Origin of the sequence: Bacillus sp. 41-22, assembly GCF_025809295.1 — a bacterium.
Taxonomy (GTDB): domain Bacteria; phylum Bacillota; class Bacilli; order Bacillales; family Bacillaceae_G; genus Bacillus_A; species Bacillus_A mycoides.
On the sequence record NZ_CP084035.1, the window covers coordinates 3,273,940 to 3,291,914 of the forward strand.

At 37.5% G+C, this 17,975-nt stretch carries 15 protein-coding genes; 2 read left to right on the top strand and 13 right to left on the bottom strand.

What is annotated here, in order from left to right; all coding sequences use genetic code 11:
* Positions 1-7: 7 nt before the first annotated feature.
* Together aiiA and LCF45_RS16755 are read right to left on the bottom strand one after the other, a co-directional pair.
* Complete coding sequence (aiiA, locus tag LCF45_RS16750) at positions 8-760, bottom strand: quorum-quenching N-acyl homoserine lactonase AiiA (protein ID WP_002167900.1); 753 nt, start codon at positions 758-760, stop codon at positions 8-10.
* 136 nt (positions 761-896) lie between these two features.
* Positions 897-1,109 (bottom strand): hypothetical protein, encoded by a 213-nt coding sequence (locus LCF45_RS16755; protein WP_002128386.1) that lies wholly within the window; start codon positions 1,107-1,109, stop codon positions 897-899.
* Between the two features lie 166 nt (positions 1,110-1,275).
* Here LCF45_RS16755 and LCF45_RS16760 point away from each other — a divergent pair, with 166 nt between their 5' ends.
* Positions 1,276-2,295, top strand: a complete 1,020-nt coding sequence (locus LCF45_RS16760; protein WP_002128387.1) for a zinc-binding alcohol dehydrogenase family protein — start codon at positions 1,276-1,278, stop codon at positions 2,293-2,295.
* 48 nt (positions 2,296-2,343) lie between these two features.
* Here the strand turns inward: LCF45_RS16760 and LCF45_RS16765 are convergent, their stop codons facing one another.
* The 10 genes from LCF45_RS16765 to LCF45_RS16810 all read right to left on the bottom strand — a co-directional run bounded on the left by LCF45_RS16765 (position 2,344) and on the right by LCF45_RS16810 (position 15,818).
* Positions 2,344-3,735: an amino acid permease gene (locus LCF45_RS16765; RefSeq protein WP_002167898.1), complete on the bottom strand. Its 1,392-nt coding sequence runs from the start codon at positions 3,733-3,735 to the stop codon at positions 2,344-2,346.
* A 534-nt stretch (positions 3,736-4,269) separates the two neighbouring features.
* A complete protein-coding gene (locus LCF45_RS16770; protein ID WP_263892982.1) occupies positions 4,270-4,818 on the bottom strand; it encodes a hypothetical protein in 549 nt (182 codons plus the stop codon).
* Positions 4,819-4,955: 137 nt separating this feature from the next.
* Positions 4,956-6,155, bottom strand: a complete 1,200-nt coding sequence (locus LCF45_RS16775; protein ID WP_063225737.1) for a multidrug effflux MFS transporter — start codon at positions 6,153-6,155, stop codon at positions 4,956-4,958.
* A gap of 357 nt (positions 6,156-6,512) precedes the next feature.
* Positions 6,513-8,132, bottom strand: a complete 1,620-nt coding sequence (locus LCF45_RS16780) for an amidohydrolase (RefSeq protein ID WP_263892983.1) — start codon at positions 8,130-8,132, stop codon at positions 6,513-6,515.
* Between the two features lie 107 nt (positions 8,133-8,239).
* Positions 8,240-9,595 carry an aspartate aminotransferase family protein gene (locus LCF45_RS16785; RefSeq protein ID WP_161793966.1) on the bottom strand — a complete coding sequence of 452 codons (1,356 nt, stop codon included), beginning with the start codon at positions 9,593-9,595 and terminating at the stop codon, positions 8,240-8,242.
* 30 nt (positions 9,596-9,625) lie between these two features.
* Positions 9,626-11,086 (bottom strand): CoA-acylating methylmalonate-semialdehyde dehydrogenase, encoded by a 1,461-nt coding sequence (locus tag LCF45_RS16790; RefSeq protein WP_002128393.1) that lies wholly within the window; start codon positions 11,084-11,086, stop codon positions 9,626-9,628.
* 169 nt (positions 11,087-11,255) lie between these two features.
* Positions 11,256-11,537 carry a cupin domain-containing protein gene (locus tag LCF45_RS16795; protein WP_002128394.1) on the bottom strand — a complete coding sequence of 94 codons (282 nt, stop codon included), beginning with the start codon at positions 11,535-11,537 and terminating at the stop codon, positions 11,256-11,258.
* Between the two features lie 44 nt (positions 11,538-11,581).
* Positions 11,582-13,000: an MATE family efflux transporter gene (locus LCF45_RS16800; protein WP_078203380.1), complete on the bottom strand. Its 1,419-nt coding sequence runs from the start codon at positions 12,998-13,000 to the stop codon at positions 11,582-11,584.
* Positions 13,001-13,045: 45 nt separating this feature from the next.
* Positions 13,046-14,518 carry an aldehyde dehydrogenase family protein gene (locus LCF45_RS16805; RefSeq protein WP_263892985.1) on the bottom strand — a complete coding sequence of 491 codons (1,473 nt, stop codon included), beginning with the start codon at positions 14,516-14,518 and terminating at the stop codon, positions 13,046-13,048.
* Between the two features lie 13 nt (positions 14,519-14,531).
* Entirely contained in the window at positions 14,532-15,818 is a 1,287-nt protein-coding gene (locus LCF45_RS16810; RefSeq protein ID WP_002128397.1) for an NAD(P)/FAD-dependent oxidoreductase, read from the bottom strand.
* A 187-nt stretch (positions 15,819-16,005) separates the two neighbouring features.
* Here LCF45_RS16810 and LCF45_RS16815 point away from each other — a divergent pair, with 187 nt between their 5' ends.
* The gene (locus LCF45_RS16815; protein ID WP_002185253.1) at positions 16,006-17,238 is read left to right on the top strand and encodes a MerR family transcriptional regulator; all 1,233 of its coding nucleotides are present in this window, start codon (positions 16,006-16,008) and stop codon (positions 17,236-17,238) included.
* Positions 17,239-17,307: 69 nt separating this feature from the next.
* Here the strand turns inward: LCF45_RS16815 and bshB2 are convergent, their stop codons facing one another.
* Complete coding sequence (bshB2, locus tag LCF45_RS16820; protein ID WP_000439465.1) at positions 17,308-17,970, bottom strand: bacillithiol biosynthesis deacetylase BshB2; 663 nt, start codon at positions 17,968-17,970, stop codon at positions 17,308-17,310.
* Positions 17,971-17,975: the final 5 nt, after the last annotated feature.

The window sequence follows — 17,975 nt, forward strand, 5'->3', positions numbered from 1 at the left end:
TTTCTATTTATATATATTCAGGGAACACTTTACAACTCTTTTCCTGCTCTATATCATGTCCAAAGAAAACAATTGGGTTCTCTTTCCTAACAACTTCTTTTAAACGTTTAATTGAAGATAAAGCTAATTCCGAATCAAATCCAGCGAACGGCACTTCATCTTCAAAATTTTCTTTCGTATAAGATGCATCAATCGTTAATAACACAGGACCGGATTTTTCTGTCTCAATTAATAGCGACTGATGCCCCGGAGTATGTCCTGGTGTATACAATAATTGAACTCCTGGTACGACTTCATAATCCCCTTCAATGATCTTGTATTTCAAATTCGGCAATATACATTCTTTCATATATTCTTCACTATATTGTGCCGCCTCGTATTCAGCACGCTGCACAATAATCGGTGTATTTGTAAAAGCACCATTTCCTCCTGCATGATCAAAATGTAAGTGAGAACTAATAATATACAGAAGATCTTCCGGTTCATATCCAACGCGTTTTAAAATATTTACGATTCTATCTTCTTCAGTCATTTTTGGTAAAATCTGTCCTTCAACAAATGTACCGTTAAAAAGATCTTCGTTATTAACCGCACTTTCTGGCATACCTGTATCTACTAAAATAGGCCCCTCTTCTGTCTCCAATAAATAGCACCATACAGGTAAGTTCAATAAATCCCCCGGTGTGAGCGTACTATTAACAGACGAATGATCCAACATACAACGACCTGCTGGGACGAAATAAAGCTTCTTTACTGTCATTATGTATCCACCTTTTCATTTAGTTTTGGATAAAACAATACAGTAAAAAATTCTTCCTACTAGAAATAAACTCCTTCTCTTCTTCCATTGTTTCAACTATTATTTTTAGGTTGTTCACACATTCTTCATTACAGTATTACTCATCATTTTTTAATTTCCGAATAGCAAAAAACAATAACCTAGCTGTGATATAACATATAGCAATACCTACAAAACTAATACTAACTCCATTTTGTTGAATAGCCATCACTTTTAAGATATCTAAATTTAATACGTGACCAATTAACGAATACATTATAATAATTGCCATTACGATTACATAATCACTTTTTCTTAGTTTCGCTGTCATTAGTCATTCACCTCGCATTATTTTTTATACTAATTGCATATCATTTGTCAGAATTTTAAAACCAATCCAATGACAGTATAAAAATGAGTGTACTTTTTTACATAACAACCTTTCTGCATCTATAATAAAAGAGAAAAAGACTCTTACTTTAATGGAGGGAATAAAAATGAAAGCAATTGGTTTACATGAATACTTACCTATTGAAGAAGAAAACAGTTTAATTGATATTGAAGTTGAAAGACCTGTTGCCACAGGAAGAGATATACTTGTAAAGATTAACGCTATTTCCGTTAATCCAGTTGATACAAAAGTTCGATCTCCGAAAGATAAAAAAGAAGATATAGCAAAAATACTTGGCTGGGATGCTAGCGGTGTTGTCGTGCAAACTGGCGATGGTTGTACGTTATTTAAAGAAGGCGATGAAGTGTTTTACGCTGGAAGCATTACAAGGCAAGGTACATACAGTGAATACCATTTAGTTGATGAAAGAATTGTTGGTAAAAAACCAAAAACGTTAAGTGATGCTGAATCTGCAGCACTTCCTTTAACAGCCATTACCGCATGGGAAGGTTTGTTTGAACGTTTAGGGATTGATTATAATAAGAAAGATGAAAATTCATTTAAAAACATTTTAATTATCGGCGGAGCTGGTGGTGTTGGCTCGATTGCTATTCAGTTAGCTAAATGGGCTGGACTAAACGTAATCGCAACCGCATCCCGCAACGAAACTATACACTGGGTGGAAAAATTCGGTGCCGATTATATAGTTAATCATCACCAACCTTTAAAAGATCAAATATTAGAATTTGGGCTAAAAGATGTAGATTATATCTTCTGCTTAAACAATACTGATCAGCATTGGCACGCGATGGGTGACATCATTAAACCACAAGGTAAAATTTGCTCTATCGTAGAAAATGAACACCCTCTTGAGATGGGAATTTTAAAAAGTAAAAGTGCTACATTCGTTTGGGAGTTTATGTTTACAAAAGCGATGTATGAAACTGGTGATATGAGTACGCAGCACGAACTATTAAATAAAGTAAGCGAACTATTAGATGAAGGCATTTTAAAGACTACATTAAATGAAACATTCACACCAATTAACGCTGAAAACGTAAAGAAAGCACATGCACAACTTGAAAGTGGGCGTACAATTGGAAAGATCGTTTTAGAGAAATTTTAATAATAAAAAGTCCGATTTCTAAACGGGAAATCGGACTTTTTACTATCTTTATTTACTTGAAATCTCTTGATCATTTTGAACATCTAACGGAGGTCGTTTCCCTATTCCGAAAGCATAGAAACTAATTGTGACGATAGCTAAGAAAACAATACCTACAACTAATGAAATACGCGTATCATCGTTAAACCACATTCCGATTAATACCATAATTAAAAAGGCAATTGTCAAATAGTTTGTAACAGGAGCAAATGGCATTTTGAATGGATGATCTTTCATCTCTGCTCCTTTTTCTTTTCTAAAATTAATTTGACTAATTAAAATGACAAACCATGGCACCATACCAGGAAGTACACTCGCACTATATACATATACGAATAAGTTTTTTGGTGCAATATAACTTAAAACAACACCAACCGCTAAACCGATAATTACACCAACTGTACCGAATAAAGGTACACCGTTATTAGAGATCTTCGTAAAGTATTTCGGTGCTTGTCCATTTACTCCTAGTGTATAAAGCATACGTCCAGCACTATAAATACCACTGTTACAACCAGACATTGCGGCTGTAATAACAACGAAGTTAATAAGTCCCGCAGCTGCCGTAATACCAACTTTCGCAAAAGTTGCTACGAACGGACTACCAATTGAACTTAATTGATCCCAAGGATAAACAGTTACAATAACGAAAATAGCACCAATATAGAAAATTAAAATACGCCAAATTGTACTTTGAATTGCTCTAGTAAGTGTCTTCTTCGGATCTTTCGCTTCACCAGCAGTAATCCCGATTAATTCCACACCTTGATACGCTCCAACTACAAGTGATAATGCAAAGAAGAATCCTGAAAAACCACCTGTAAAGAAACCGCCGTTTGCCCAAAGATTAGATATGCCGATTGCTTCTCCTCCATTCCCAATTCCGAAGAAAATGAGGCCGAATCCGGCAATAATCATTAATAAAATCGTAACGATTTTGATCATCGCAAACCAAAATTCAAATTCACCAAATGACTTAACAGAAATTAAGTTAGCCGCACCAAGAATAACCATCGCGATAATACCAGGTATCCAAGCCGGTAAATCCGGGAACCAATATTTCATATACGCTCCAACTGCGATAATCTCTGACATCCCAACAATAACCCACTGGAACCAGTTACTCCACGCTGTCATATAACCAGCTAACGGATGAATATATTTGTGACCAAATGTCGCAAATGAACCTGTGCTTGGCTCCATATACAACATTTCTCCCATGGCACGCATAATGAAGAAGATGAAAACACCTGCGATTGCATATGCAAGCATTACTGACGGACCTGTCCATTTAATCGTGCTGGCTGACCCCATAAACAAACCAACACCAATTGTTCCGCCTAAAGCAATCATTTGAATATGACGTGCTTCTAAACCTCGTTTCAATTCTTTGTTTGCCACTTCATTTCCCCCTCTTAGATGATTCATAGCCGCATTTAAAGTAAGATGGTGTACCCTAATTCCTTTCGGCCCTGAAAATGATGAAACAAACGTCATTTTAGACTAACTTTAAAGCTATCCTAAAATCTCATTTTGCCTCTTATAAAATTTCCCAAACCCCTCATCTTCCTATTTTCTATAAAATTTAAAATTGCTCACTTCATATTAATTCATTTATCTGAAAAGTTCAATTATTTTTTCAGTAAATTATTATATATTAGTTTGATTAATTTTTAACTAAATTAACAATAAAATACATCTATTCAATATGATTCCGGTATAAATATTATTACAATATAGATAACCGAGGAGATCCTATCTTCCTCGGTTTCATACCGCATATACTTCACTATTTATAGTTTGTACCGTAATTGCTTACACATGCGATTAACACCTCTCACATAAATTTAATATATTAGTAAAACAACAAAGTCACTAGCTTCTACATCTCTTATTTATCCCGTTCTCACAACTAAAAATTCTCTATCCCATCTCCTACTTTAAGAAAAATATAACTACACTTAAAACAATCAACAATACACCGGAAAGAGGAAAACTCTTCTCCTCAGCATTTATCTTTTCCTTAATAATACCTTTAATTTTTGTCTTTATATCCTCTGGGCATTTTCTAAATAAAATATTAGTTGTATGTAATGGTCTATTCAATATTCGAATTTTAACAGGAGATCCTGATAAATATATATTATTTTTATCCAATGTAAATTCTATGTTCGCTTCGGTTAACCCGTCTTTCACTAATATATTCACTCGGCTAGAAGCTAGATTAAATACCGTATAATCGTTAAAAGCGAGCCCTCTAATCTCGAAATGTGAGTATATAAGAATAAAAGTTATCAGCAACAAACATAGTATCAATATGGTTTTTGTTAACGAAAGTTGCTCTAATACGTAGGAAGATGTTGTCATATAAGCACAAAAGAATGCCATTAAATTACAAAGATAGTGGTTTAAAATGAAAGTATTTCTTACAACTATAATAAGTCCGGAAATGATTAGTAGAGCGCATACTAGATTCATTAACATATTTTTACCCTCCCTAAAAACTATAACTATACAATTTTGTTATATTTTAACATCAATTACATATTCATACCTATAGTTATTTTCATAAAATATAAAAGAGTCTCATTAAAAAATGAGACTCTTTTACCATTTCATATTTAAATCGTTTTTGAAGTTTGTTTACCAAAAATAAACACTTTAGTAAATACCATCATGATAACTACTATAGCCAGAAAATAAAGCGGCATCACCATTAACGAGCCCGTATGAAGCTGACTCATTCCCCAAATTGTCATCGTTACAATTACATAGTAGCCTAAGCTAAACAATGCTCCAGCTGTACCAATGACATCTTGAAAATCTACTAATGCTAAACTTAAACAGTTAGGCAATGCTACCCCAATTCCTAATAGCAATATAAACATCGCTACTAAAAATCCAATCATATATATTATGTTTGGATTTGATCCAAATGAATTAATAACAGTTAAGAAGATAGCTCCTCCTGTCATTACAAGACAACCGATATATATAATTTTCTCTGGTTTATAAGTAGCAAGTAACCGCTTTGAAACTTTCGCCCCAATAATAGAAGCGGAAGCAACAACAATTCCTAGAAATCCGTACATACTAGGCGATAACTGAAAGTATTCAATAAAGATAAACGGCGCTTCTGCATAGTAGCTAAATAAAACACCATTCGCTCCTCCAATTAATAACCCATATGTTACTACTTTCGGATTTGTAATCAACCGTTTTAATACAGAAAATACATTTATTTTATCCGTTACTGATTCCGTTTTTGTTTCCGGAAGAGAAACAAACGTATATAACAAAATCCCAACACTCATAACAACTAAACTTAAAAATACTATTTTAAATCCAAACATTTGATCAAGAAAGCCCCCAATTAGTGGACCTATCGCTGGTGTAAAAGCAATGACTGCCGAAATTTGAGCAAACATAACATGACGTTTATGCCCCTCTACACTTTCACGAAGAATCGTTTGTGTCACAACTGAACCAGCACTTGCTCCAAATGCTTGAATAAAACGACTAAACAATAAAAATTCAATAGAATTTGCAATATAGCATAAGAAACTTCCAGCGCCATATACTACAATTCCAAATAACATTGCTGGGCGACGACCAATTATATCTGATAACCATCCAATAAAAAATACACCTAAAGCAAATCCAGCAAAATAAACACTAAGCGTTAACTGTACCTCATTATTACTTACGTGCAACGCCTTTGAAATATCCGGTAAAGACGGTGTGTAAATTGTTTCACTAATTTGCGGAAATGCCACAAGAATAATCATTAACCAAAGTGATGGTACTGAGACTTTTTTCACTTTTAATACCCTCCTATAACTTTGAAAATCTCAGAAATGAATAGACTTTCCTTAGCTATGGAACAGGAGGGGCCATTATAGAAATTCGATCATAAAACAACAAAGAAAACACCTCAATTACGCATGTTAATACTTATAGGAGGGTAATATTAACATTGATTTTAAAATATAGTCTTTCAATTATATGATAGGTTGTGTTCATTTTCTAGTGTTCATAATCTGAATATTTGTTAGTAGACGAATATCCTTTCAATTCTCTCGGAAAATTAATACGATTTGAAAAGCGCAACTAAACAACTGAAACGCCCCTTCAATTGTTAAAATCATTCTCACAATTGAAGGGGCGTTTTTTTATTGCTACATTTTCACTGATTGTTCTTTTTGATAAATAATTTCACCATCAATAATTGTTGTTTCTACTTTTAAATCTTTAATTTGGTTTGGATTGACACTTAAAATGCTGTCATTTAATATAACTAAATCCGCCAGTTTTCCGGCCTCTATGCTTCCTTTTATCTCTTCTTCAAAACTCGCATAAGCACCATTCCATGTGTATAGTTTAATAGCTTCCATTACGCTTATAGATTGATTAGCACCAACCTCTATTCCAGACTTAGTTTTTCTATTGACAGCAACATGAATTCCTAATAAAGGATTATAGTCAGTAACTGGTGCATCCGAACTACCTGCTGCAATGATGCCACGATCAATAAAATCACGAGCAGCGTACATGTGATTAACACGATCACCATAGTGCTCTACATATATCTCTCCGAATTCATATGGAAATGGAGGATTTGGAATAGGAATCATCTCGAGTTTTTTCATTCTCTCTTGTAAATCTGGTGAAGAAATTCCCGCATGCTCGATTCGATGACGGTGATTTTTTCTTGGTGATTCCTCTAGCGCCCTTTCTACACAATTCAAATACATTTCAATAGCTTTATCACCTTGTGCATGTACAGTGATTTGATAGCCTTTTTTATGCGCTTCACCTAAAACCTTATAGATTTCTTCCTCACTATAATAAAGAATGCCGTAATTGTTAGGGTCACTTGAATATGACTTACGGGTTGCAATTGTAGGCCCCGTGCTACTTCCATCTGTAAACAATTTAGCTGGTCCGATTTTGAATCTTTCATCTCCGGTACCAGTTACCACACCAGCTTCGACCATTTTATTAACAAATTCATGAGAGTTATTTATTTGACATATCATTGCATATATTCGGACACGAATATCCCTACTCTTCACAGCTCGTTGTAGTAAACGAAAACTCTCCGGTCCATCTCCACCTGCGTCATGTATACTTGTTATGCCAGCTGAAACGAAATGATCTGATGCAATTTTCACAGCCTTCATCATTTCACTTTCTGTATAACTTGCAACCTCGCTCATACTCATATTTGCTGCTTCAATTAACTTTCCTGTAAGCCTTCCTGCCTGATTCTTTTCAATAACTCCCCCACTCGTATCCGGTGTGTTCTCGTTAATTTGCGCAATTTCTAATGCTTTGCTATTCACCACGCTTATGTGGTGACAAGTACGAGTTATAATAATAGGATGTTCAACTGAAATTTCATCCAGCTCAGTAATTGTTGGATAACGCTTTTCCTCCACAGCGGTTTCATTAAAGCCCCAAGCACGTATCCATTCACCTTTTGGCGTTTCTAAGGCCTTCTTTTTCAGATCATCTAATAAAGCATCGATAGAATCAATATGTTCAGCTTTACAACTGACAGCCAACTGATTTAGTCCATGAGAAATGATGTGGAGATGGGAATCAATGAATCCAGGAAGAAGCGTTTTCCCTTGCAGGTCAATTACATCCGTGTTTTCTCCTATAAAACTCTTAACCTCCTGATTTGAGCCAACAACTACGATTTGATTATCTTTTATTGCGACAGCTTCGACTACTGCATTCTTTTGGTCTACTGTAATAACTTCTCCATTTATCAATACAACATCAGCTTTCATAAACTCAACCCTTTCGGAATTACTCTTTTCGAGTAATTCATTCAGTATTTAAAGTTACATCTCCTAATAGGCTCATCCGCTTTTTAACAAGATTTATCAATAATTAATTAAAGTTGAGCTAAACATTCTTTCATTGTTTTAACGATAAAAGTAAAGTCTTCCTCTGTGATGCTTAATGGAGGAGCAAGCTGTAAAATATTATTGTAACCTGCAACAGTGTCACCATTTTTACCAATAATTAGACCTTTTTCTTTACAAGCATTGATGACTTTGTTCATCTTTTCAATGGAAGCCGGTTCTTTTGTTTGCTTATCTTCCACTAGTTCAATGCCTAAAAGAAGGCCCTTTCCGCGAACATCCCCTACGTTTGGATGCTCTTTTACATCCTCTAGCTCATATAACAGTCGTTCACCCAATTCTTTGGAACGTTCAATGAGTTTCTCATTCTCCATAATTTCTAAATTCTTCAAAGCTAAAGCGCAAGCAGCAGGATTTCCTCCGAACGTATTTACATGGCGGAAGCGATCATAATCATCACTACCTACGAATGCCTCATAAACCTCTCGTCTAACTGCTGTTGCTGACAAAGGAAGATACGCACTTGTAATACCTTTTGCCATTGTTATGATATCTGGTTTGACGCCATAATTCATAAATCCAAACGGCTTCCCTGTTCGTCCAAATCCACATATAACTTCATCACAAATGAGCAACGCACCGTGCTTCTCGCAAATTTCTTTTACTTTTTCCATATATCCATCAGGAGGCATTAAAATTCCACCCCCAGTAATGATTGGCTCCATAATCACACCGGCTACTGTTTGGCTTAACTCCCATGTCATGACACGATCGATTTCCTCAGCACTTGCCAGTGTATGAACATCCTCTGGATTTCGATACGTATCAGGCGGTGCTACATGCAGGAATCCTTGCCCGAGTGGTTCATATTTATACTTTCGCTGTGCTTGACCTGTTGCTGCAAGAGCTCCCATTGAGTTACCGTGATAAGCCCGGTAGCGTGAAATAAACTTATAGCGTCCATGATCACCTTTTTGTTGATGATATTGACGAGCAATTTTAAACGCTGTTTCATTCGCTTCCGATCCACTGTTAGAAAAGAAAATAACGTATTCATCATCAAGCCATTCATTCAATTTTTCTGCTAATTTAATAGCAGGAACATGACTTTGAGTCAGAGGGAAATACGGCATTTCTTCAAGCTGCTCAAACGCCGCTCTTGCAAGCTCTTTTCGGCCGTATCCAACATTCACACACCAAAGACCAGACATACCGTCTAAATAACGGTTTCCATCAATATCCGTCACCCATGCCCCTTCTGCTTTTGTGATAATTAAATTCGTTGGACTAGGGGCTGCTCCTCTCATCGCATGCCAAAGGTACTTTTCATCTGTTTTTTTCAAACTTTGTGTTTGTTCTGTCGCTTGCACAATCACCAGCTCCATTCTATCTTTTTATGGTTTTACATCACTCTTTCAATAACGAGCCGTAAGCATTTTCTTGCGAGTATAGAATTCTACGCCATCTTTTCCATTTGCATGGAGATCACCATAGAAAGATTTCTTATAACCTGAGAACGGGAAGAATGCCATTGGAGCAGGAACTCCAAGATTAACCCCAAGCATACCTGCATCAATTTCTTCACGGAATTCACGAATAGCTTTCGCGCTATTTGTGTACAGACATGCACCATTTGCGAATGGTGATGCATTAGCAACATGAATCGCTTCCATCAAGTCTTTTACGCGTACAATAGAAAGAACCGGTGCGAAAATTTCATCTTGCCAGATTTTCATTTCCTCTGTCACGTTATCAAAAATCGTTGGGCCAACAAAATAACCTTGGCTGTTTGCTACATCGTCTTCACGTCCGTCACGAATAAGTGTCGCTCCCTGCTCTACACCGGATTGAATGTATCCGAGTGTCCGCTCTTTATGTACTTCACGAATAACGGGACCAAGGAAAACACCTTCTTCCAGACCATTACCAATCGTAATTGCATTAGCCTCTTGAAGCAGTCTATTAACGAGCTCATCTGCAACGTCTTCTTCCACGACAACAACAGCCGCTGCCATGCATCGTTCACCAGCTGAACCGAAGGCAGCACTTGTAATTTCTTTCACTGTAGAACTAAGGTCCGCATCTTTTAATACGATCGAATGATTTTTTGCCCCTGCAAGAGCTTGTACACGTTTACCGTTAGCTGCTGCTGTTTTATATATATACTCAGCCACAGGTTGAGAACCAACGAAAGATACAGCTTTCACATCCTCATTGTCAAGAATGCCGTTAACGACGTCATGTGCACCATGCACAATATTTAGTACTCCATCTGGAAGACCTGCTTCTTTAAACAGTTCAGCTATGCGATTAGCCAATAGCGGTGTTCTTTCAGATGGTTTTAATACAAATGTATTCCCGCATGCAATCGCGAGTGGAAACATCCAGCATGGCACCATCATCGGAAAGTTAAATGGCGTTATTCCTGCGATTACTCCGATCGGATAACGATACATCCCTGATTCAACACCAGTAGCAATATCGGGAAGTTGCTCTCCCATCATTAAAGTGGGTGCGCCTGCGGCAAATTCAACACATTCAATCCCCCGCTGCACTTCACCGTATGCTTCCTTATAACTTTTTCCGTTTTCCAAGGTTACGAGTTTAGCTAACTCTTCCCAGTTTTCAATCAATAGCTGTTGATAGCGAAATAGAATCCGAGCACGCCGAGGCACAGCGACCTTTCTCCATGTTTTGAATGCTTCTTTCGCAGTTGCTACAGCTCTATCTAAATCTTCTTTAGTCGAAAGAGGCACACGAGCAATAATCTCTCCTGTTGCTGGATTTGGTACATCTTCAACTTGCTTACTTGTGGATTCTATCCATTGTCCGCCAATATAATTTTTCAACGTTTGTACATTTTTCATTACTACCATGGTGAAGCCTCCTATTTTAAGATAACCGTCCTATGTTATCGCCCTCAAAAAGAAAGCGCATTCATTTGACGGTATGTAAACTTATTTACATACATTTCTTCAACATTATTATTCATTGAATACGCAGGAGCAGTCATCTGCTTAGCATTTGTCCACTCCCCAGTTCACATTATTTCAGATGGATCTCATGGTTCATCTTATAATTCTTTTTCAAAAATACTGGGCAATCCCATTCACAAACAAGGTCCTTGGCCAAGGAAACGATCCAGTCCTTTGTAATATGATACTTTTCCCCATCAACAGTAATAAACACTTCACCATCTGTCACATAGAAAACTTCCTGATCTTCTACATGCCACGTTCCTTTATTCGGTTCGCCTACCCACGGTTCCCATGCGTTGGCACCTAGTTGCTCTGCTTCTTCTGCTGTAAGTTTTTTCGCAAAAAACATGACAATCCTCTCTCTTTCGTATTGATAATTTTGAAGGAATAAGTCTATAAATCTACTGCCTTAACACTTGGATTTTTTAAACGTTTAAACTCTTTTTTCATAAAGTATATGGCAATGAGAACACCTGGAATTTCTGCAGCAGGAGCAGCGTACCATACACCTTCTACACCCCAGAATTTCGGGAAAATAAATAGAAACGGTAACATGAACAACAATATTTTGCTTACACTAATAAACGTTGCGGACCAGTTTCTCTCTTGCGATTCGAAATAACCGGAGATAAGCAGGCTAACTGCACTAAGCGTAAACAAACAATTGAATACAACTGTCGTCCAAATGCCCAGTTTTTGCAATTCAGGATTACCACCGGAAAAAAATGACACAATTGGATCTGCAAAAATGACTAGTATGGCTGTCACGATTACAAAGAAGGAAACTGTAAAAATGAGTCCCATCTTAATTGCTTGTTTCACACGATCAAGGTTGCCCGCACCGTAATTATAACTAATAATCGGTTGAAGCCCTGTCATCCCACCAAGAGCTGCTAAGGCGAGGAGATTTGTAATATAACCGTTTTGAATCGTGAAAGCTGCAACGTGTAGACCACCACCGTAGCTTTGCAGTAAGTTGTTGGTGAAAATAATTGCAATAAACATCATGAACTGACTCGAGAAAGATGCAAAGCCCGTCCAAACCACTTCACCAATCTTCTTGAGATTAATCATCATATCTTTCATTTTTGGCTTAAGTTTTGTTTTACCAAACCAGAAATAAAAGATTAGGAGAACAGGAATCGATTGCGAAATCGTATTAGCCCATGAAGAACCCATCATCCCCATGTCATACTTCACTACCATAATCCATTCCATAGTCCCAGCAACAACCGCTGCGACTAACCAACTGTTCATTGATAATATAGGCTTTTCATCGATATTAGCTAAAATACTTAATACAACGGCCAATATCGTTAATGGCAACGAAATCCATAGCAGTCGGCTATATTGCACCGCATACGGAAGTGCTTCATCACTTGCTCCGAATAAAATCATAATATCATTTTCAAAGACCAACCCAAGTATAGCTAACAAAGAAGACAGGAAAAGAGTAAACCATAAAGTTTGTCCCATAATACTTCTAGCTTCTTCGATTTTCCCTTTCCCCAGTCGAAGTGAAATGACCGCTCCGGCTCCCACACCTAAAAGAACACCAATCATACGGGTAATAACCATGACCGTAAATCCAATTCCGATCCCTTCGACTTCCAGCTCCTGAAAGCCACTGACGAAATAGCCATCAACAACCGATACAACTCCTAAAATTACGTTAGCCATAATTCCCGCCAAAGCAAACCGTAAATATAGTAACAGAATACTTTTGGTTCCTAGCACTGAATCATCCACCGGCTTATTCATTATTTCTGGTTGCTCTATTTTTGATGACGGACCGTTGTCCACTATTTTCATGAGCATATCCCCTTATAAATAATTTATATAGCACGTTTTGCTCAATTAATTCGCATACCACCCTACCGGATTTGCATGCTGGTGGATATTGATTTGCTTCGTTTCCATAAAGTGCTCCAGTCCGGCAACACCTAACGCTCTGCCGATGCCACTTTGCTTATACCCTCCCCAAGGACCTTCCACATAAGCGAGATGATAACTATTAATCCAAGTAATTCCCGCACGCAATTTACTAATGACACGTTTTGCCAGGTCCATATCTTCCGTAAATACAGCACCGGCTAATCCATAAATAGAATCATTCGCTTTTTGGATGGCATCTTCCTCATCTTTAAATTTCTGTACAACAAGGACTGGGCCAAAAATCTCTTCCTTCACAATACACATATTTTCATTTACATCAGCAAAGATTGTTGGTGCAATGAAAAACCCTCGATCGAGCCCATTTTCTGTTAAGCGCTTACCACCACAAACTAATTTTGCACCTTCTTCGATTCCTCTCTGAATATAATGTAAAACTTCATTCATATGAGACTCGTTTGTAAGCGCTCCCATTTCAATATTCTCACTTTCCCCGTTGCCAACTACAATTTTGTTCGCACGCTCGGCCAATCTTTCAACAAACTTATCATAAATAGTCTCTTGTACAAGTAAACGAGATGCAGCTGAACAAACTTGCCCAGCGTTGTGGAAAATACCAAACATCGCATTATCGACTGCGGTTTCAAAATCCACATCGTCGAACACAATAAGTGGAGATTTACCACCTAGTTCAAGTGTGATTTTTTTCATATTGCCTGCAGCTGCGCGCATAATACTTTGACCTGTTTTTGTTCCACCAGTAAAGGCAATTTTGTCGACATCATGGCTCTCTGCAAGCTCATTCCCAACCTTTGAACCAGGTCCCAATACTAAGTTTGCTACTCCATCTGGAAGTCCAACCTCTTCGATAATTTCAAATAATTTGAATACGCTTACAGGAGTGACGTCAGCAGGCTTAATTACAATTGTATTCCCTGCGGCAAGTGCAGGAGCAATTTGCCAAACAGCTAACATAAGCGGGAAATTCCAAGGTACAATAAGTCCACAAACACCAATCGGTTCATGAATAATAGTCGTTTCTGAAGCATCATCACGAGTGTAAGATTCCTTTTTCATACCTTTAATCAAGTCAGCATAATAGCGGAAGCATTGAATCGATACAGGAATATCTACATAGGTTGTTGCACGGATAACCTTACCGTTATTTGCAGTTTCCAAACGGGCAATTTCAGCTGTATTCTCTTCAAGACGGTCTGCAATCTTATATAGATAGTCAGCTCTTTCATCAGCCGATAAATCCGACCAGATCCCGCTATCAAACGCTTTACGAGCCGCCTTAATTGCTATCTTCGCATCATCTGCTGATCCATGAGCAGACGTTGCGATAACCTCTTCGGTTGCAGGATTGATAATGTTTCGTCTAGCACCCGATAATGCTTCTACCCATTTCCCGTCAATGAACATGTTAATTTTCATAAACACCTCTCCTTTACGCGATAATATCTACCAGTTTGAAACCAATATGTGCTATATTGACCAGCATCGTTTTCTGATTATAGAATGGGAATGATTTAAGGCGTTCTTTTTCAAATCGATATCCACCTGCACTCCCCGTAACGATCCATTGTGCCAATAACTTACCAAACAATGTCGAGAGAGACGCGCCATGTCCCGTATAACCCGTTGCAAAATATGCGCCTTCTTTGGATCTACCGATAACCGGGAACGTATCAATTGTAACCCCGATAAATCCACCCCACCTGTAATCAATCTTGCTTCCTTCTAGTTTTGGCATTATTTTAACCATGGCATCGTAAACATTTTGATAAACAGCATCACCTAAGTTTGGACGAATATCGCCACCGCCAAATATGATCCGATTATCTGGTGTACGCCTGAAATAGTAAAGGAAACTGCTTGTATCAAAAACCATGCGATCTTTAGGAATGACGCTATTCACCAATGATTCTGGAAGCTGTTCAGTACCAATAATACGTGCCGAAATTGGCAGTACGCCTTTATTCAATTCAGCCATAATTTTTCCGGAGTAACCATCTGTAGCCACAATAATGTCTTTCGCTGTAACAGTACCTTTTTCTGTAATAACTTTCACACTATTTCGGCCGTACTCAATAGATAGTGCTTTCGAATGCTCAAAGATTTTTGCACCGATCGATTTAGCTGCTTCTCCCAAACCAATTGCATAGTTCAGTGGTTGGAACGAGTAACTCGAGTCGTCGACTAAGCAACCATAATATTGCGGGGAATCAATTTCTTGATGCAACTGACTTCGATTAAGCACGCTACAGTCATATCCAAAATTTTTGTTTAAGTATTCACTTTCAAGTTTCAACCCTTCAAAATGCTTGGCTTTGTAAGCCGCCACAATGTGACCTGTCTTTCTGAAGTTACAGTTGATTTGATGCTCGTCAATAATGTTTTTAACTAATTCAACACTAAGCAGAGAAAGATCGTTAAGCTGCCTCGCCTCTTCGGCACCATACTTCTTGGCAAGCTCCTGCATCGTTGACTTATAGCCTGGCAATACCATCCCGCCGTTGCGACCGCTTGCGCCATATCCGATTGTTTCCTGCTCAAGGACAATGACACTCTTCCCTAACTTTTGCAAATGATATGCAGAAGAGAGACCTGTGAAACCTGCGCCAATAATGACAACATCCGCCTCTTCATTTCCTTCAAGAGGTTTTCCTTTGTCATATCTGTTTGCAGTCGCTGTCCATAGTGAGAGTGTATCCATATGATCCATCTTATCCATAGCTAATCCTTCTCCCTTCGTGACATGTATGTTACAATACAGTCAAAAATATTCTTAATATTCAAACTTATTGAGTTAATAATATGACTTAGAGTTTCCTCCAAGTCAATAGCTATTTGAGAGTTTTTTGAATTCATTTTGCGAAAAAAGTGGAGTAACTCCACTTTTTTCATTGGGGGGTACATCTATGAAAATTGGTACATTTGCGAAGCTTTTTCATGTTACGACTGATACCGTTCGTTATTACATTGAACTAGGATTATTAATACCAGACAAAAAAAACACTCAGTATCAAATGAACCAATTGTGTTTCGACGACATGGCTTTTATTACTGAGCTGAAAAAATTTCATTTTTCATTGATAGAAATCCAACGAATTTTATCATATCGACGTGTCACAAACTTCTCGGACCATGAGGATATCGACTACTACAACAACTCGCTCATTGATAAAAAGGACGAGCTAACCAAGAAAAAAGAAGACATATCAAAAGCTATCCAATTGATTGAAAAAGCGGTTCAAACTAGCTCGCCTTCATCCAAAGAAGAAAGTATTACAGGAATCCCGCTTGACTTTGTAAATTTTCTCTATTGTCCAAAATGCCGCATTCCACTTGAAATGAAAGATGTAACGATTAAAAAAGTCTACATTCACACGGGGAGTTTAACTTGTAGCTGTGGATACGAAGCAGCTATCGAGGAGGGTATTATCATTACCGCGAACTTGTACGAGACGTCTCCTTATCCATCTTATTTTTACGATAAAGAAACGATTAAAGAGATCAATCCCAAAATGATTAACTTATTTGAAAAAAGTAATTTTCGATTTCAAAAAGTTCTACAAAATATAGATTTGAAAAACAAATTAATTGTGGAAACAAACGTTGATGCTTTTGTATCACTACCTAAATATATCGATGTTCTTGAACCAAGCGCAAACTATGTATTCAGTGGCTATTCGCTTGCAATGCTCAAGAAGGTGAGAAATAGAATTGAGCGTGTGAATCCGAAGCCACGCGTCCTTTATATTTTGAATTCCGATTTAAATCTACCATTGAAACCGCTTAGCATCGATGTTTTTGTGGATAGTTTTACAATAACTGATTTTTCACTGCTCAACCCAGAGTTCCCAAGTCATGTTCTAAAAAACTATTTACATAACAGTTCAACAATTGTCGGTGGATACTCGTATTATGATAACTCGGCCAAATCCTTGAAAAATATTTCAGCCTTATATCCAAATTCCCATGAGCATATTTTACATCCAAAATACTTAGAAGAAAATTTATCAGTTAACGGATTTCAAATCATGCAAAATGAAAATATCGGTTACTGTACAGATCCAGGACCTTATTTCGATTATCATGTAAGAGACGAAAAATTCCACATGCTCATGTATTTGGCTAATACGAAACAATAGCACAAAAAGCGCCATCACAAGTGACGGCGCTTTTTCTATGTAAGAGCTACTAGAAGGTACCCTTCTAGCCTACTCCCATTTATAAGTCCAAAACTGTTCAAGTTGCAGCCATTTTAATGTTGCTGCGTCTTTGTTTTTTATTTTTGCATGCGTTTCTTCTAGCATCGCTTCCGTTTGTGAACGATGCGCGCCTAGTGCAGCTAATTTATGTTCAAATACTTCACTAATATTATTTACAACATCCGGTTCACCGAGTACTGCTTCGCGATTTCTCGTAATCGCAACCGCATGAATGGCTGGACGTTCTTCTTTAGGCATACGTGATACAGCGCGAACTACAGCGCGGCCAAATGCATCATGATCCGGATGTACGCCGTGTTCTGGATAAAATGTAATAATTCGAGATGGATTTACTTCTTGAATAATCGCTTCGATTTTATCGGCAACAAAATCAACATCTTCAAATTCTAACGTTTTATCATGGAAACCGAGCATTCTTAAATCTTGAATCCCCATCGCTTCACATGCATCTTTTAATTCTTTTTCACGTATATTTGGAATCGTTTCACGGTTAGCGAATACGTTTTTCCCCATGTTACGTCCCATTTGTCCAAGAGTACCACATGCGTACGTTACAGGTACTCCTTGATCTGTTAATAAGCGAATTGTTCCTCCCGCAGCAAATGCTTCATCATCTGGATGCGGAAATACAACAAGTACATGTCTCTCCATAAGTT

What these genes read in the sequence shown, in the direction of transcription:
- aiiA (WP_002167900.1), bottom strand. Translation starts at nt 760, where the DNA reads ATGACAGTAAAGAAGCTTTATTTCGTCCCAGCAGGTCGTTGTATGTTG.
- LCF45_RS16755 (WP_002128386.1), bottom strand. Translation starts at nt 1,109, where the DNA reads ATGACAGCGAAACTAAGAAAAAGTGATTATGTAATCGTAATGGCAATT.
- LCF45_RS16760 (WP_002128387.1), top strand. Translation starts at nt 1,276, where the DNA reads ATGAAAGCAATTGGTTTACATGAATACTTACCTATTGAAGAAGAAAAC.
- LCF45_RS16770 (WP_263892982.1), bottom strand. Translation starts at nt 4,818, where the DNA reads ATGTTAATGAATCTAGTATGCGCTCTACTAATCATTTCCGGACTTATT.
- LCF45_RS16780 (WP_263892983.1), bottom strand. Translation starts at nt 8,132, where the DNA reads ATGAAAGCTGATGTTGTATTGATAAATGGAGAAGTTATTACAGTAGAC.
- LCF45_RS16785 (WP_161793966.1), bottom strand. Translation starts at nt 9,595, where the DNA reads ATGGAGCTGGTGATTGTGCAAGCGACAGAACAAACACAAAGTTTGAAA.
- LCF45_RS16790 (WP_002128393.1), bottom strand. Translation starts at nt 11,086, where the DNA reads ATGGTAGTAATGAAAAATGTACAAACGTTGAAAAATTATATTGGCGGA.
- LCF45_RS16795 (WP_002128394.1), bottom strand. Translation starts at nt 11,537, where the DNA reads ATGTTTTTTGCGAAAAAACTTACAGCAGAAGAAGCAGAGCAACTAGGT.
- LCF45_RS16800 (WP_078203380.1), bottom strand. Translation starts at nt 13,000, where the DNA reads ATGAAAATAGTGGACAACGGTCCGTCATCAAAAATAGAGCAACCAGAA.
- LCF45_RS16805 (WP_263892985.1), bottom strand. Translation starts at nt 14,518, where the DNA reads ATGAAAATTAACATGTTCATTGACGGGAAATGGGTAGAAGCATTATCG.
- LCF45_RS16810 (WP_002128397.1), bottom strand. Translation starts at nt 15,818, where the DNA reads ATGGATAAGATGGATCATATGGATACACTCTCACTATGGACAGCGACT.
- LCF45_RS16815 (WP_002185253.1), top strand. Translation starts at nt 16,006, where the DNA reads ATGAAAATTGGTACATTTGCGAAGCTTTTTCATGTTACGACTGATACC.
- bshB2 (WP_000439465.1), bottom strand. Translation starts at nt 17,970, where the DNA reads ATGGAGAGACATGTACTTGTTGTATTTCCGCATCCAGATGATGAAGCA.